The following is a 14,933-nucleotide window of genomic DNA, read 5'->3' as shown; positions in this document are numbered from 1 at the left end:
GCACGCCCCCGGGGTCCGGCTCAGCGGCTGAGCGCCCGGTAGCGGCGCAGCGACAGCGGCAGGAACACGGCGATCAGCGCCAGCGGCCAGAGCACCGCCAGCAGCGGGTGATGCGCGGCCACCCAGGAGTCGCCGCCCCAGCCGGGGTTGCCGAACAGCTCCCGGGTGGCGCCGACGGTGGCGGACAGCGGGTTCCACTCGGCGACCGCGCCCAGCCACGCGGGCATGGTGGACGGCGCCACGAACGCGCTGGACAGGAAACCGAGCGGGAACTCCAGCGTCTGCACGGCCGTGACCGCGCTCTGTCCCTTCACGGTCAGGCCGAGGAAGACGCCCACCCAGACCAGCGCGATCCGCAGCAGCAGGATCAGCCCGAACGCGGTGAGCGTGTCGCCGAGGTCGCCGCGTGCCCGCCACCCGACGGCCAAGCCGACGAGCAGCATGACGGCGAGCGTCACCACCGCGAACATCAGGTCGGCGACAGCGCGGCCGAGCAGCGGCGCCAGCCGCGACACCGGCATGGACCGCAGCCGGTCGGTGACACCGCGCTCCAGATCCGCCGCGACCGCCATGGTGGTCATGCTGATGCCGAAGACCATGGTCATGGCGAACATCCCGGGCATCAGGAACTCGCGGTAACTGCCGCCGCCTGGTACCTGGAGCGCGCCGCCGAACAGGTACGCGAACATCAGCACCATCAGGATGTCGAAGCCCAGCGAGCCGATCAGCGGGCCGGGCTCGCGCCGCCAGTGCGCCAGCGCGCGCCCGGTCAACGTGAGGCCGTCACCGGCCAGCGACGCACGCCGGGCGGGGTTCACCGTCGCGGTCACGCGGTCACCTCCACGCCGGTGCGGGCGGCGGAGGACGTGGCGGTGAGCTGGAGGAACACCTCGTCCAGTGTGGGCCGCCGCAGCGCCACGTCGGCCACGCCCACGCCGTCGGCGTCGAGTGCGCGCAGCACCTCGGTCAGCGCACCGGCCCGCTCGCCGACCTGGGCGCTGACCGCCCGCCGGTCCGGATCGACAGCCGGTTCGGAGCGGGCCACCGCGCGCAGCCGGCTCGCGGCGGCGGCGAGGTCGACGGCGTCCCGGACGACCAGTTCGATCCGGTCGCCGCCCAGGCGGGACTTGAGCGCGTCCGGGGTGCCCTCGGCGATCACCCGCCCGGCGTCGAGCACGCAGACGCGGTCGGCGAGCTGGTCGGCCTCGTCCAGGTACTGCGTGGTCAGCAGCACCGTGGTGCCGCCGCGCACCAGGTCCCGTACCGCCTCCCAGACCTCGTTGCGCCCGCGCGGGTCCAGCGCCGTGGTCGGCTCGTCCAGGAACAGCACCGACGGCGCGAGGATCATCCCGGCGGCCAGGTCGAGGCGGCGGCGCATGCCACCGGAGTACGTGCGTACCGGCCGGTCGGCGGCGTCGGCGAGCCCGAACCGGTCGAGCAGTTCGGTCGCTCGCCGCCGCGCCCCGGCCCGGTCCAGGTGGAACAGGCGGCCGAAGATGACAAGGTTCTCCCGGCCGCTCAGCGCCTCGTCCACCGCCGGATGCTGGCCGACCAGGCCGATGCGGTGGCGCACCCGGTCGGCCTGCCCGGCCACGTCGTAGCCGGCGACCTCGGCCCGCCCGGCGTCGAGGCGCAGCAGCGTGGCGAGGATGCGGACGGCTGTGGTCTTGCCGGCGCCGTTCGGGCCGAGCAGCCCGCACACGGTGCCCGGTGGCACGCGCAGGTCGAATCCGTCCAGCGCCATGTTGTCCCCGTACCGCTTGCGCAGGCCCTCCGCGAGGATCGCGTGTTCCACGTCTGTCCCCCTCCGTTGACGACGGCCTACCGTACAACGTACGGTAGGCCGTCCGCCAGGGACTGCGGCGCCTAGCGCTTGAGGAGCGCGCGCAGCGCCTCGGCGATCTCGCCCGGCGCCTCCTCGGCCATGAAATGCCCGGCCGTGGTGGTGCGATGCTCCAGGTCCGGCGCCCAGGCCCGCCACACCGCCGCCGCGTCGTAACCCAGCGCGGCACCCCAGTCCTGCTGGATGACGGTGACCGGCATGGCCAGCCGCCGCCCGGCGTCCCGGTCCGCCCGGTCGTGCGCCACGTCGATCCCGGCCGACGCCCGGTAGTCGGCGACGATCGAGTCGACCGCCTCCCGGGAGGCCCGCAGGTACTCGGCGCGCACCTGCGCCGGCATCGCCGCCGGGTCACCCGCCCAGGCGTCGAGGAAGTGCCCGAAGAACGCGTCCGCGCTGGCCGCGATCATCTGCTCGGGCAGGCCGGGCGGCTGCGCCATCAGGTAGAGGTGGAACGCCACCGACGCGGACGCGCCGTGCAGCACGTCCCACATGTCGAGTGTCGGCAGCACGTCAAGCGACGCCAGGTGGGTGACCGCGTCCGGGTGGTCCAGGCCGGCCCGGACCGCCACCAGGGCGCCCCGGTCGTGCCCGGCGAGCGCGAACCGCTCGTGTCCGAGCGCGCGGGCCGCCGCCACCACGTCGGCGGCCATGGTCCGCTTGCTGTACGTGTCCTCGGTGTGCGCGGCCGGCTTGTCGCTGGCGCCGTAGCCGCGCAGGTCCGGGCAGATCACCGTGTGCTCGCCCGCCAGGTCGGCGGCGACGTGCCGCCACATCAGGTGGGTCTGCGGGAAGCCGTGCAGCAGCACGACCGGGCTGCCGGAGCCGCCCACCGCCACGTTCAGCGTCACCCCCTCGGCGACCGGAACGCGCTGGTAGTCGAATCCCGCGATGGTGGTGCTCATCTCGATCCTTCTTTCGTCTCGTCGTACCTGACCAGCGTGGCGGCGCCCGATGAGCAACCGATGAGCGCGATACGGTGACCGCTGTCGAGGAGGGTCGGTGCCTGTCGGTTTCGGTGTGCTGGGTCCGGTCACGGCCTGGGACGACGCGGGTGAGCCGGTCGACCTGAAGGGGCCCCGGCACCGGGCCGTGCTGGCCCGGCTGGTCGCCGCCCGGGGCCGGGTGGTGCCGGTCGGGCAGATCGTCGACGACCTGTGGGACGACCCGCCGGCCGGCGCGGTGGGCGCGGTCCGCACGTTCGTCGCGGCGCTGCGCCGCCGCCTCGAGCCGCGCCGTCCGCCACGCGAGGCGGCCCGGCTGCTGGTCACCGAGGGACCGGGGTACGCGCTGCGCGCCGACCCGGGCACCGTCGACGCCTGGCGGTTCGAGGACACGGTCAGCGCGGTAGCCGACGCGCTGCCCCGAGCGGCGCTCGACCGGCTCGACGAGGCGCTGGGCTGGTGGCGCGGGCCCGCGTACGCCGACTTCGACCAGCCGTGGGCTCACGCCGAACGGTCCCGGCTCGACCAGATCCGGCTCACCGCCGTGGAGCGGCGGGCCGAGGCGCTGCTGGCACTGGACCGGGCCGCCGACGCCGTACCCGATCTCGACGCGCACGTCGCCGCGTACCCGTGGCGGGAGGACGGGTGGGCGCTGCTGGCGTCGGCGCTCTACCGGGCCGGGCGGCAGGCCGACGCGCTCGCCGTGCTGCGCCGCGCCCGGGAGCTGCTGCGCGACCAGCTCGGGCTGGACCCCGGACCCCGGCTGCGGCGGCTGGAGACCGACCTGCTGCGCCAGACCGAACCCGAACCGACCGGCGCGGCGCGCGTCTGGGCCGAGACCGCAGCGGCGTACGAGCGCAGTGTGGTGCCCGGCGCGCGGGCCCGGCTGGAGTCCACGGTCGGCTTGCTGCGCAGCCTCGCGGTGACAGGGCCGGGCGGACTGGAGGCCGCCCGGGACCACCGCGAAGCGGCTATCAGCGCCGCCGAGCAACTGGGCGACCCGGAGTTCACCGCGCGCGTGATCGGCGGGTACGACGTACCCGCGATCTGGACCCGCTCGGACGACCCGGCGCAGGCGGCCCGGGTCGTCGCGGCGGCGCAGCGGGCGCTCGCCGGGCTGGGCCCGGACGCGCCGGAGGCGACCCGCGCCCGGCTGCTGGCCACCGTCGCGATCGAGTCCCGCGGTACGGCGTCACCCGGCCCGGCGCAGGCCGCGCGGGAGGCGGAGGCGATCGCCCGGCGGGTGGCCGACCCGGCGCTGCTGGCCCAGGCGCTCAACGGTGTCTACATGCAGACGTTCCACCGCGCCGGGCTGGCCGCCGAGCGGGACGGGATCGGCGCGGAACTGGTGGCGCTCGCCGCCCGGCACGGCCTGGCCACAGTGGAGATCCTCGGGCACCTGATCCGCGTGCAGGCGCGCAGCGCGCTCGCCGACTTCACCACCGCCGACGCGCACGCCGAGGCGGCGGACCGGCTCGCCGCCCGGCATGAGAGCCCCCTCGTCGGCGTGTTCACCGGCGGCTACCGGGCCATGCGGACCGCCGCCACCGGCGCCGCGTACCCGCAGGCGGAGGCGGCGTACCGGTCGTGGGCGACCGGGCTGGCCGGCTGCGGGATGCCCGGCGTGGAGCGCGGCCTGCTGCCGCTGGCGCTGCTGTGCCTGCGGGTGTGGCACGACCGGCCCGCCGACTTCCCGGCCGACACCGACTGGGGCCCGTACGCGCCCTGGGCGCGCCCGCTGGTGCTGCTCGCCACCGGCCGGCGCGACGAGGCAGCCAGGGCGTTGCGCCGCACCCCGACGCCGCCGCGTGACCTGCTGCAGGAGGCGCTGTGGTGCCTCACCGGCCGGGCCGCTGTGGCGCTCGGGGACCGGGACGCGATGCTCCGGGCGCGGGACGCGCTCGCTCCGGCGGCGGGAGAGCTGGCCGGGGCGGGCAGCGGGCTGCTCACCGTCGGGCCGGTCGCCGCACACCTGGACCGGCTCGACGCCGCCCTCGGGGTGACCGGCGGCTAGGGCGCTCGGGACACCCGGCCTGCGGCTAAGGTGCGGCGATGGACGAGCTGAGGCACCTGTTGCGGCGCGCCGCCGACCACGCGGCCGACTACCGGCTGTCGCTGCCGGGCCGGCCGGTCGGCGTACCCGTGGACCAGGCCGCGCTGACCGAGGCGTTCGCCGGTCCGTTGCCGGACGCGCCCACCCCGCCCGGGCAGGTCCTCGCCGACCTGGTGGCCGCCGCCGAACCCGGCCTGGTCGCCAGCGCCGGCCCCCGTTACTTCGGCTTCGTCGTCGGCGGCGCCTCCCCCGCGGCCACCGCCGTCGACATGCTGGCCGTCGGCTGGGACCAGCTCGCGTTCAACGCGGTCACCTCCCCCGCCGCCGTGGCCGCCGAGACGGCCGCCGGCGGCTGGCTGAAGGACCTGCTGGGCATCCCGGCCACGGCGTCGGTCGGCTTCGTCACCGGCGCGCAGGCGGCGAACACCGCCGGGCTCGCCGCCGCCCGCCACCAGGTGCTCGCCGACGCCGGTTGGGACGTGGAGCGGCGCGGCCTGTCCGGCGCGCCGGCGGTGCGCGTGTTCGCCGGCGCCGAACGGCACGCCACCATCGACAGGTCGCTGCGCCTGCTCGGCCTCGGCACCGACGCGCTGCACGCGGTGCCGACCGGCCCGCAGGGCGCGATCGACCCGGACGCCCTGGCCGCGGCGCTGCGCGACGCCGGTCCCGGCCCGACCATCGTCTGCCTCCAAGCGGGCAACGTGAACACCGGCGCGTGCGACGACCTGCGCCGGGCCTGCGACCTGGTCCACCGGTACGGCGGCTGGGCGCACGTGGACGGCGCCTTCGGGCTGTGGGCGGCTGCCAGCCCGTCGACCCGGCACCTGGTCGACGGGCTGGAGAACGCCGACTCGTGGGCCTGCGACGGCCACAAGTGGCTGAACCTGCCGTACGACAGCGCGTTCGCGTTCTGCGCCCGGCCCGACGCGCACGCGGCGGCCATGTCGCTCGCGGCCGCGTACCTCGTGGGTTCCGGTGGTGTGCCCGCGGGCGCGGACCTGACCGCGGAGTCCTCCCGCCGCGCCCGGGGTTTCGCGGTCTGGGCGGGCCTGCGGGAGCTGGGCCGCGACGGCGTCGGCGCGCTGGTCGAGCGGTGCTGCGCGCTGGCGCGCCGGTTCGCCGACGGGCTCAGCGCGGCCGGGTTCGAGGTGGTGAACGACGTGGTGCTCAACCAGGTGCTCGTCGGGTTCGGCGACGACGCGCGCACCGACCGGGTGGTGGCCGCCGCGCAGGTCGACGGGACGTGCTGGGTGGGCGGGACGACGTGGCGGGGGCGGCGGCTGATGCGGATCTCGGTGTCGAACGCGACCACGACGGAGGCGGACGTGGACCGGTCGGTGGCGGCCATCATCCGGGTGGCCCACCGGGACGGCGGCGACATGGTTCGCTGAGGACGGTTACCGGCCGCGGCGGCAGTTGCCTGGCCGAACCGCTTCACATGCCTCGGCGGGGCACACACGCAGCGCGATCGGTTGGTAGCGTGGCGCTGCCGTAGTCCCCTGGGGAGGGTCGTGATGTGGGCGGACGAGGCCGCGCTGGACGCGGCGGCACGCCGGCTCGACGAGTGGGAGTCGTCCCTGGCCGATCGGGCGGCACGGGCCCGCGACCTGTCCGCCCGCGCCCAGACGCTGACCGGCATCGCGCGCAGCGCCGACGGTCTGGTCGAGGTCACCGTCGACTCGTCCGGGCTGCTCACCGGCCTGCGGCTGGACGAACGCGTCCGGCAGCACTCCGCCGCACACACCGCCCGGCAGATTCTCGCCGTCAGCCGGGACGCCCGCGCCGACCTGCTGCGACGGCTCGCCGAGGCCACCACCGCGGCACTCGGCGCGGACGACCCGGCCGGGCAGGCGATCGTCGAGTCCCACCAGCGGCGGTTCGGCCCCGACCCGGGCACGTCGGATGCCGCCCGGTGACGGCCTCCAGGTCGACCCGGACGACCTGACCGCGCACGCCGCACACCTCGGCCGCTGCGCCGACAGCATCGACACCGCCCGGCAGGCCGGCCAGCACGTCAGGCTGGGCGCCGACGCGTACGGGCAGCTCTGCGCGATCATGCCGGTCCTGCTCGACGGTCTCCAGCGGACGCTCACCGACGGCATCGGCACCGCCGCCACATCGGTCCGCGACACCGCCGGGAAGCTGCGGTCGAGCGCCGAGCGCTACCGCGCCTCCGACGCGCACGCCGCCGACCTGCTCGACCGGGTACGGCAGCGGCGGTGACCACGAACCCACTGGTCGCCGCCGCGGCGGACTCCGGTCCGAGTCCCTGGGCCGGCGTGTGGATCTGCGAGGACATCGAACTCATCGCCCAGGGCGTCCGCACCGGCAGCTGGATCGACGGCAGCCTCGGCGTGGTCAGCGCCGGCCTCGACGCGCTCGCGCTCGTGTCCGACCCGGCCGGAGCGCTCCTCCAGTACGGCATCGCCTGGCTCATCGAACACGTCAAGCCGCTCAGCGAAGCCCTCGACTGGCTCGCCGGCGACCCCGCAGAGATCACCGCGCACGCGCAGACCTGGCGTAACGTCGCCGCGTCCCTGCGCGAGGACGCCGCCGACCTGGCCCACGCCGTACGCACCGAGGTCGCCGGCTGGACCGGCGCCGCCGCCACCGGCTACCGCCGCTGGGCGAGCGAACAGCAGCAGGCCATCACCGGGCTCGCGCAGGGCGCCGAGGCGATGGCCGCGATCACCGAAGGCGCCGCCGGCCTGGTCGCGGCCGTGCGGCTGCTGGTCCGCGACGCCATCGCCGCCTGCGTGTCCCGCCTGATCGTGTACGCGGCCGAACTGGTCGCCACGGCGGGATTGGCGACGCCGCTCGTGGTGGAGCAGGTGACGACGACGGTGGCGTCGTGGGCTGCGCGGATCGGGCGGTTGTTGCGGGGGTTGCTGGCAAGTCTGCGGCGGCTGATTCCGGAGATGCGGCGGCTGAGTGAGCTGATCGGCAAGCTGAAGGAGGCGCTGCGCCGCCTCTCGTCCGCCGGACCGGAGAAGACTCCTGGCAGCGGTGGCCCCGGGCGCCATAACGGTCACACGACGAGGGCCCCGGACTTCGACCCGGGCAAGCAGCATGGTCCCCTCGGCGCCGACTTCCGGCCCGAGGTGAATGACCCTCGCGGCTTGTTCGACGACAAGGAAAGAGCGGTCGGTGACCGCCTCGCAGAGGAAGGGGACATGGTCCATCCACGGGAACGTGACGACAGCCTGTACAAGCTCAAGAATCCGGACTCGATGGTGCGGTCCGGTCCAGACGATTCCGGCGTGGTGACCGAATTCAAGACCCTCGACCGCTCCAGCAGCGAAGCCGTACGCCGTAACATCATGGCCGCCGGTAAGCAGGTCGACCAGACCGGCGGCGGCAACGCGGTCATCGACGGACGCCCGGTAAACCTGAGCGAGGAGGAGGCCCGGCGGGGTTTCGCACGAGCGCTGGGTCAGCACAGACAGCACGGCAGCGCCATGCCCGGCCAGGTCCGCATCATCCTCGGCGACAACCGAATAATCACGCTTCCCGACTAGTCTGGTGTCGCACATGTCGACTTTGGAACACATTTTTCTCCACGCTGCGGAGGAGCCGAAAGCGGTGGCCGACAGGATTGCCTCGGCGATCGGGTTGCGAGCTTCGATCGGTCCTGAGGGAGGCATTTATTTGAGCCGTCCCGCGCAGTGCGGCCCAGGCGGGGAGGTCGGCGGCGAGGTTGCCCGCAACTATCTCGCCTATCCCTCCGACGTTCCGGACGAGCAGTCGCTCCTGGACGCCTATGAGATCCTCTGGGATTTCGGGTACACGGGCAGAGACCGGGATGTCCAACTGCGTGAAGCCCGCCGCGTCTTCGAGCAGCTCTCCGCGGCGCGGCTGTGGCCGGCTGTGCTGGTGGCGGGTCTCGACACGCTGATCGCCGCCTGGGATCCGGATCTCGGGTCCACCTGGTTTCCCTCGGGGACGTCACCGGACGCGGTCGATCGGGACGCCTGGCAGGAGTATCTCGCCCGTCTCCGCCACTGATCGTGGACCCGTACGAGCTGGTAGAACTCAGGGATGCCGTGCCTGAGGAGAATCTCCCCGCCGGAGCGGTCGGTGCCATCGTGCACGTGTTCCACCGCCCCGACCTCGCCTATGAGGTGGAGTTCGCCGATCAGGACGGCCGGCCCCTCAGTGCTCTGGCCCTGACGCCGGACAAGATCCAGAAGGTCGACACCACGGGTGGCGACGGACAGTCGGCAGCACAGTAGTGGCCGGCCTCGTCGTTCTGCGGCCCGGGGTCGACTGGACAGCGACCGGAGGGTTATTCGACTGGACCGTGGAGTTCCTGATCGCTCGGCTCACTGACAGAGACGCCGCAGCGCATCTTCAAGAGATCGTCGACAACAACCTCGGTTCATTCCGGTTGGATGACCTGTCGCCGGAAGCCCAGCGCGAGGTCGTCGCCCATTTGCGCGAGGGTCTGGTCGCGGCGGGTGAACAGCATCTGCCGGAGACAGCCCAGAAATCTGTTGTGGTGGCACATCTCCGAGAACTCGTCGCCGCGACTCACAGCTTGCCCGCGGAGTAAGGATGGTCGGAAAGGGCGACATGGGAATGATGGTGGCCGCCCGTCGGATCGAGGCTCCGGCGGACGAGGTGCGGTATGCGTTTGGTTTTGAGGACAGGTTCGATCGCATCCTCGTCATCGACCCGCAGACGTTGCAGGCACGAGTCGAGGACGACGACTTCAACGCCGCTGCCAGCGCCATCACCGCCAAGATCGTCAATGCCTGGCGCGACCGGGGCGACTTCCCGGAACGCATGCTCGTCGCGAGTTAGCTGAGAAACCAACCACTCAGACCGGAGGAACCCCCTGGTGGCTTCATTCGACGAGTGGCTGGACGTCTACGAGGTCGTCTACCGCGCCCTGCCCGCCGAGTCCGACCACCAGTGCCCGAACTGCGGTCATCGAACCCTCCGGATGGTGTTCACCGGGCCCCCAGGTGCCGGTTATGGCTACGCCTCCTTCTGGTGTGACACCTGCCTGCAGGGCATCCACATCTCACGCGCTCCGGTGCCCGCCGGAGTGACGGCCCGGTCCACTGCCGCACCGGTCGATGAACGAACCAGAGGCGTTCCCAACTATCGCCTGGTGACGTAGCTGGATTCCGTTCCCGGTGATCGGCTATGAGCCGACGATCCCGTACTGCAGCCGGACGTCTACCCGCTCGGTCACCACGTCCGACTCGCCGAGGGCATCGCGGACGTCGGCGGCGAACTCCGCGCGCCGCTGCGAAGACGGCAGCCGTTCGGCCGACATAGCGGAGAAGACACCGCCGACCATGTCGTCGACAGTGAGCGGGGCGTCGTACCGCACCGACGTCTCCTCGTACCGATATCCGGCCCCCACGAGCGCCTCCCGGTTGCGCCGACGCCCATCCTCGTCGGTCTGGCATCTTCCGGTGACCGGGTGGCCGACCATCCGCTCCAGGCATCCCCGCAGCGCGATCGACCACTCGGTGTCCTGCATCCACAAGGGTTCGCCGTTGGTGACGACCGCGATTCCACCGCCGGAGCGCAACAACGGCCGTGCCGCCTCGAACAGGGCGTCGCGGTCCATGAAGTGAATGGCGACGGCGACGGTCAGCGCACCGACACTCCCCCCACCGAGCAGCCGGGACAACGCGGGCACGTCACTGTCGCCGCCGAGCACCCATGTGGCGTTGGCGGTCCCCCGGTCCAGGGCGGCACGCCGGGCGATGGCCAGCATGTCCGGTTCCGGGTCCATGCCGACGACAGCGCCCACCCGGTCGGCGAGCGGGATGCTCAACTGACCGGTGCCGCAGCCGAGGTCGACGACGGTGTCGTCAGGACCGAGACCGAAGACTGCCGCCAGCGCGTCGACCGCCTCGGGTGGATAGCCGCGCCGATGCCGTGCGTAGTAGGTCGCCACCTCACCGCCGAAGCCCGTCGCCATGCCGGCAGCCTGCCCGCCGCGACCGTCGCGAGGCCAGCCGTTCTGCTCAGGGCACGCCCTCGAAACGCCGCGACCGCCGAGCCTGTCCCCCGTGCGAGCTACCCGCAAGTGTCCACCGCACGGTGACGTTTCCCGGCCTGCGAATCCATAGCGTTCCAGGTGAACCGTGGCGCTCCGGCCGCGGACCTCTCGAAGGAAACGTCATGCGTGTGGTGAAGCAGTTCCTGGCCGTCGTCGCGGTCAGTCTCGTCGGCAGCCTTGCGGTCGTCGCGGCACAGGACAACGCCGTGCTCAGCCTGATCCTCGGCGCCGCGACCGCCGCGGCCGCGATCATGGTGTACGGGTGGGTGGTGCGCCGTACCGAGCGTCGCGAGGTCACCGAGCTGGCCCGGAACGGCGCGGCCGCCCGGCTCAACCGCGGGGTGCTGATCGGGTTCGCCATGTTCGCGGCGGTCATCGGCAACATCGCCCTCATGGGCGGCTACCACGTACACGGCATCGGCTCGGTGTCCGGCGCGGTGGGCATGGTCGGGTTCATGGCCGCCGCGGCGGTGACCGAGGAGCTGATGTTCCGCGGGCTGCTGTTCCGCCTGGTCGAGGAACGGCTCGGTACGTGGCTCTCGCTGCTGCTGACCGGCGTACTGTTCGGCCTGATGCACCTGCTGAACCCGGACGCCAGCCTGTGGGGTGCCACCGCCATCGCGATCGAGGCCGGGTTCATGCTGGCGGCCTGCTACGCCGCGACTCGAAACCTGTGGGTACCCATCGGCCTGCACTTCGGCTGGAACTTCGCCGCCGGCGGCATCTTCGGCGTCGTCGTCTCCGGCAACGGCGAATCGGAAGGGCTGCTGGACGCCACCACGTCGGGTTCGACGCTGCTCAGCGGCGGCGACTTCGGGCCGGAGGGCAGCCTCTACACGGTGGCTGCCGGGGCGGCGCTGACAGTGGTCTTCCTCTGGCTGGCGCACCGCCGTGGTCACATCGTGACGCGGCGCCGCCGCGCGGCCGAGGCCCCGGCGGAGAGCGTTACGGTCTCCTGATGATCACCCGACGGATGCTCCAGGACTCGTGGCGGCGCTGGCCCGTCACGGTCCGGGATCTCCCGCTGGCGCTGGTGATCGCGCTCGCAGCAGTGACCCCGCCGCTGCGCGGCATCGGTACGCAGCTCGGCGATCTGCCCGCCCGGCCGTTCGACGCGCTGACAGTCGTGGTGATCGCCCTGGAGTGCCTTCCGCTGGCGCTGCGCCGCAGCCGCCCGGCGCTGTCCCTCGCCCTGGTGTCACTCGGCTTCGCGCTCGACCAGGTGCGCGCGTACCACACCTTCGCGGGCGCCGCGCTCGCCGTCGCGCTGGTGAGCGCGGGCGCCAACCTGGACCGAGGCCGCCGTACGACGGTGCTCGCCGGCTCCCTCGCGTACATCGGTCTGGCGGTCGTGCTGGATCGGCAAGGGTCGACCGAGGGGGTGGTCGGGTTCACCACGTTCTACCTGCTGCTGGCGCTCGCCTGGGGCACCGGGTCGTGGCTGCGGCAGGACCGCCTCGCCGAGGCCGAACGCCGCCGGCACGTCGCCGAGACCGCCCGCGCCGCCGAACGCGCCCGCATCGCCGGTGAACTGCACGACGTGGTGACCCACCACGTGACGGCGATGGTGGTGCAGGCCGAGGCGGCCCGCTACCTGACCGCCGCGCCCGACCGCCTCGACACCACACTGACCACCATCACCGACACCGGCCGCCGCGCCATCGGCGACCTGCGGCTGCTGCTCGACGTGCTCAACCCCGACCACGGTACGGGGCCACGCGCACCATCGGTCGGCGAGCTGCACACCCTGGTGGAGCAGACCCGGCAGGCCGGGCAACCGGTGGAGTTCACCCAGCAGGGCACCCCGGCGGAGGTGACCGGCGGCGCGGAGATGGCCGCGTACCGGGTGGTGCAGGAGGCGCTGACGAACGCCCTGAAGCACGCCCACGGCCGCCCCACCGCTGTCCACGTACACCATGGAGACCGGGAGATCACGGTGGAGATCAGCACGGACGGCCCGGGCCCGCGCGCCGCGGGTCCGGGCGGAAGCGGACGCGGCCTGGCCGGGCTGCGCGAGCGCGTCTCGATGCTCGGCGGCGAGTTCGACGCGGGGCGACGGGCGGGCAACGGCTTCGTCGTCCGGGCGCGCATCCCCACCGGGAGCGCGTCGTGACCACGCCGATCCGGGTGCTGGTCTGCGACGACCAGGCGCTGATCCGTACCGGATTCACCACCATCATCGACGCGCAGCCGGACATGGAGGCGGTGGGTGAGTGCGGCGACGGCCGCGCCGCCGTCGACCTCGCCGGCCGCCTGCGGCCCGACGTGGTGGTGATGGACGTGCGCATGCCGGTGCTCGACGGCATCAAGGCCACCCGCCTGCTGGCCGGCGCGGGCATCGCCCAGCCGGTCAAGGTCCTGGTGGTGACGACGTTCAACCTCGACAAGTACGTCTACGAGGCGCTGCGCGCCGGCGCCAGCGGGTTCCTGCTCAAGGACGCCCCACCGGCGCAACTGCTGCACGGCATCCGCACCGTCGCCTCCGGCGCCGCGCTGCTCGCGCCCGAGGTGACACGGCAGCTCGTCGGCCGGTACGCGGCGCGGATCCGCCCGGCCGAGGGCGCGCCGGCGGACGTGGGGCTGACGCCGCGTGAGCTGGAGGTGCTGCGGCTGATCGCCGACGGGCTGTCGAACAGCGAGATCGCGGCGCGGTTGGTGATCAGTCAGGAGACGGTGAAGACGTACGTGTCGCGGATTCTCACGAAGCTGGACGTGCGGGACCGGGTGCAGGCGGTGGTGTACGCGTACCGCACCGGCCTGGTCACCTGAACTCTGTGGTGGAAGTCCCAGGCATCCGGGTCAACCTGCGCTGGGCTCGCCCAGCTCAGCCCGGCATACGGCCGCGTTGTTCCGGCAGTTCTCAAGGAGCTCGGGGTACCCGCCCACGCGGTTCAGGTCCTTTGCGAGATCCTCGAATGCCTGCCGCGCCTGCCGGTAGTCGCCGGCCAGCAGGTGCAGGTTGGCGAGGTCGTACCGCAATGGAACCTGCTCCTCAACCGCCGTTCCGGCGGCGAGAACCCCCTCGATGAGTTCTGCCGCCTGCACGAACCGCTCCTGCTCGGCCAGCTCCCCGATCTGCGACCGCACATCCGCGAGCGTCCTCGTGGATGGCTGCGCCACCACGGATCCCGCGGAAGCAGCGGCGACCGGCTCGATGCCGCAGGCGTCCAGCAAAGCGACTCGGCCCTCGCCTGCGAAGGGAACAAGAAGCTGCCCGACTTCCCCGGCAGAGGCCGGCCGGTCGGACGGGTCCTTGGCCAGGAGGCAGAACAGGAGATGAGCCAGGTCGTCCGGGACGTCCGCCCGGTACTCGGTGACGATCGGGATGGGCGATCGCATGTGCCTGTGCAGCATCTCCAACGAGCTGCCGGCCTCGAACGGCGGCACACCGGTGAGCATCTCGAACAGGATGCACCCGAGCGCGTAGAGGTCTGCTGCCGGGCCCACCGGCGCACCCGCGGCCTGCTCAGGTGCGATGTAGGCGGGAGTGCCGAGGGTTTGACCGGTGGCGGTCAACCGGGACTGCTCGGCCGGCCCGAGTAGCGCGGCGACCCCGAAGTCCAGGACCTTGACCACCCCCGCGGGCGTGATCATTAGATTCTGCGGCTTCAGGTCGCGGTGTACGAGTGACGCGGCATGAGCGGCCGCCAGCACGGAGGTGACCTGCACGGCGATCGATGCGGCCTCTGCCACCGGCAGCCGGTCGCGCTCCGCCACGAGATCCGCCAGCTGGCAACCACGGACGAGCTGCATGGCGATGTAAAGGTCGTCGTGGTGTCGGCCGAGGTCATGGATGACCGGCACGCCGGGATGGTCGAGGCGGGCGGTCACCCGTGCCTCCCGCCTGAACCGCTTGACCGCGACCTCGCGCTCGTCCTCGGGCACTTCGCTCGTCCGAAGGAACTTGACCGCGACCGGCCGGTCGAGACGCTCGTCGTAGCCGGCCCAGACCTGGCCCATTCCCCCACGACCGATCGGATACGTCAGCTCGTAGCGATCAGCGATACGGTCCCCCGCCTGCACGTGCCGCCTCTCTCTAGTCGTACGTCGGCCCCGGCCTCACCACCGGCAGAC

Annotated in this window: 18 protein-coding genes; 13 read left to right on the top strand and 5 right to left on the bottom strand. The window is 72.8% G+C overall.

What is annotated here, in order from left to right:
- Window positions 1–20: 20 nt before the first annotated feature.
- The 3 genes from PVK74_RS05675 to PVK74_RS05665 all read right to left on the bottom strand — a co-directional run bounded on the left by PVK74_RS05675 (window position 21) and on the right by PVK74_RS05665 (window position 2,745).
- Window positions 21–830, bottom strand: coding sequence for an ABC transporter permease (locus tag PVK74_RS05675; RefSeq protein WP_064446023.1), 810 nt, complete (start codon window positions 828–830; stop codon window positions 21–23).
- A complete protein-coding gene (locus PVK74_RS05670) occupies window positions 827–1,744 on the bottom strand; it encodes an ATP-binding cassette domain-containing protein (RefSeq protein ID WP_274479251.1) in 918 nt (305 codons plus the stop codon). Before PVK74_RS05670 ends, PVK74_RS05675 begins: the two co-directional genes overlap by 4 nt.
- Window positions 1,745–1,866: 122 nt before the next feature.
- Window positions 1,867–2,745: an alpha/beta fold hydrolase gene (locus PVK74_RS05665; RefSeq protein ID WP_274478396.1), complete on the bottom strand. Its 879-nt coding sequence runs from the start codon at window positions 2,743–2,745 to the stop codon at window positions 1,867–1,869.
- Between the two features lie 97 nt (window positions 2,746–2,842).
- Here PVK74_RS05665 and PVK74_RS05660 point away from each other — a divergent pair, with 97 nt between their 5' ends.
- From PVK74_RS05660 to PVK74_RS05615, 10 genes are all read left to right on the top strand, one after another.
- Window positions 2,843–4,798, top strand: a complete 1,956-nt coding sequence (locus PVK74_RS05660) for an ATP-binding protein (RefSeq protein WP_274478394.1) — start codon at window positions 2,843–2,845, stop codon at window positions 4,796–4,798.
- A 38-nt stretch (window positions 4,799–4,836) separates the two neighbouring features.
- Window positions 4,837–6,228, top strand: coding sequence for a pyridoxal phosphate-dependent decarboxylase family protein (locus PVK74_RS05655; protein ID WP_274478393.1), 1,392 nt, complete (start codon window positions 4,837–4,839; stop codon window positions 6,226–6,228).
- A 123-nt stretch (window positions 6,229–6,351) separates the two neighbouring features.
- A complete protein-coding gene (locus PVK74_RS05650; protein WP_274478392.1) occupies window positions 6,352–6,753 on the top strand; it encodes a YbaB/EbfC family nucleoid-associated protein in 402 nt (133 codons plus the stop codon).
- A complete protein-coding gene (locus PVK74_RS05645) occupies window positions 6,740–7,060 on the top strand; it encodes a type VII secretion target (protein ID WP_274478391.1) in 321 nt (106 codons plus the stop codon). Before PVK74_RS05650 ends, PVK74_RS05645 begins: the two co-directional genes overlap by 14 nt.
- Before the next feature lie 131 nt (window positions 7,061–7,191).
- Window positions 7,192–8,355, top strand: a complete 1,164-nt coding sequence (locus PVK74_RS05640; protein WP_274478390.1) for a WXG100-like domain-containing protein — start codon at window positions 7,192–7,194, stop codon at window positions 8,353–8,355.
- 13 nt (window positions 8,356–8,368) lie between these two features.
- Window positions 8,369–8,842: a hypothetical protein gene (locus PVK74_RS05635; protein ID WP_158560004.1), complete on the top strand. Its 474-nt coding sequence runs from the start codon at window positions 8,369–8,371 to the stop codon at window positions 8,840–8,842.
- A 2-nt stretch (window positions 8,843–8,844) separates the two neighbouring features.
- Window positions 8,845–9,069: a DUF4926 domain-containing protein gene (locus PVK74_RS05630; protein ID WP_210883055.1), complete on the top strand. Its 225-nt coding sequence runs from the start codon at window positions 8,845–8,847 to the stop codon at window positions 9,067–9,069.
- A 68-nt stretch (window positions 9,070–9,137) separates the two neighbouring features.
- Window positions 9,138–9,389 (top strand): hypothetical protein, encoded by a 252-nt coding sequence (locus tag PVK74_RS05625; protein ID WP_233514759.1) that lies wholly within the window; start codon window positions 9,138–9,140, stop codon window positions 9,387–9,389.
- 2 nt (window positions 9,390–9,391) lie between these two features.
- Window positions 9,392–9,640 (top strand): hypothetical protein, encoded by a 249-nt coding sequence (locus PVK74_RS05620; RefSeq protein WP_240638222.1) that lies wholly within the window; start codon window positions 9,392–9,394, stop codon window positions 9,638–9,640.
- 37 nt (window positions 9,641–9,677) lie between these two features.
- The gene (locus PVK74_RS05615) at window positions 9,678–9,962 is read left to right on the top strand and encodes a hypothetical protein (protein WP_123111791.1); all 285 of its coding nucleotides are present in this window, start codon (window positions 9,678–9,680) and stop codon (window positions 9,960–9,962) included.
- A gap of 24 nt (window positions 9,963–9,986) precedes the next feature.
- On the opposite strand, the gene PVK74_RS05610 is transcribed toward PVK74_RS05615, so the two are convergent.
- Window positions 9,987–10,778, bottom strand: a complete 792-nt coding sequence (locus PVK74_RS05610) for a class I SAM-dependent methyltransferase (RefSeq protein ID WP_274478389.1) — start codon at window positions 10,776–10,778, stop codon at window positions 9,987–9,989.
- Window positions 10,779–10,981: 203 nt separating this feature from the next.
- Between PVK74_RS05610 and PVK74_RS05605 the strand changes: the two genes are divergently transcribed.
- Genes PVK74_RS05605 through PVK74_RS05595 form a run of 3 tightly spaced genes read left to right on the top strand, consistent with a single transcriptional unit; the run spans window position 10,982 to window position 13,628 of the window.
- Window positions 10,982–11,818 (top strand): CPBP family intramembrane glutamic endopeptidase, encoded by an 837-nt coding sequence (locus PVK74_RS05605; protein ID WP_274478388.1) that lies wholly within the window; start codon window positions 10,982–10,984, stop codon window positions 11,816–11,818.
- The gene (locus PVK74_RS05600; protein ID WP_274478387.1) at window positions 11,818–12,972 is read left to right on the top strand and encodes a sensor histidine kinase; all 1,155 of its coding nucleotides are present in this window, start codon (window positions 11,818–11,820) and stop codon (window positions 12,970–12,972) included. Before PVK74_RS05605 ends, PVK74_RS05600 begins: the two co-directional genes overlap by 1 nt.
- On the top strand, window positions 12,969–13,628 hold the full coding sequence (locus tag PVK74_RS05595) for a response regulator (RefSeq protein ID WP_274478385.1): 660 nt from the start codon (window positions 12,969–12,971) through the stop codon (window positions 13,626–13,628). Before PVK74_RS05600 ends, PVK74_RS05595 begins: the two co-directional genes overlap by 4 nt.
- Window positions 13,629–13,658: 30 nt before the next feature.
- Here the strand turns inward: PVK74_RS05595 and PVK74_RS05590 are convergent, their stop codons facing one another.
- On the bottom strand, window positions 13,659–14,882 hold the full coding sequence (locus PVK74_RS05590; RefSeq protein WP_274478382.1) for a serine/threonine-protein kinase: 1,224 nt from the start codon (window positions 14,880–14,882) through the stop codon (window positions 13,659–13,661).
- Between the last annotated feature and the right edge of the window lie 51 nt (window positions 14,883–14,933).

This window comes from Micromonospora chalcea (assembly GCF_028768405.1).
In the GTDB taxonomy this organism is placed as follows: Bacteria; Actinomycetota; Actinomycetes; order Mycobacteriales; family Micromonosporaceae; genus Micromonospora; species Micromonospora chalcea.
The sequence above is the reverse complement of the archived record's forward strand: the minus strand, read 5'-3'. Positions and strand labels throughout refer to the sequence as shown.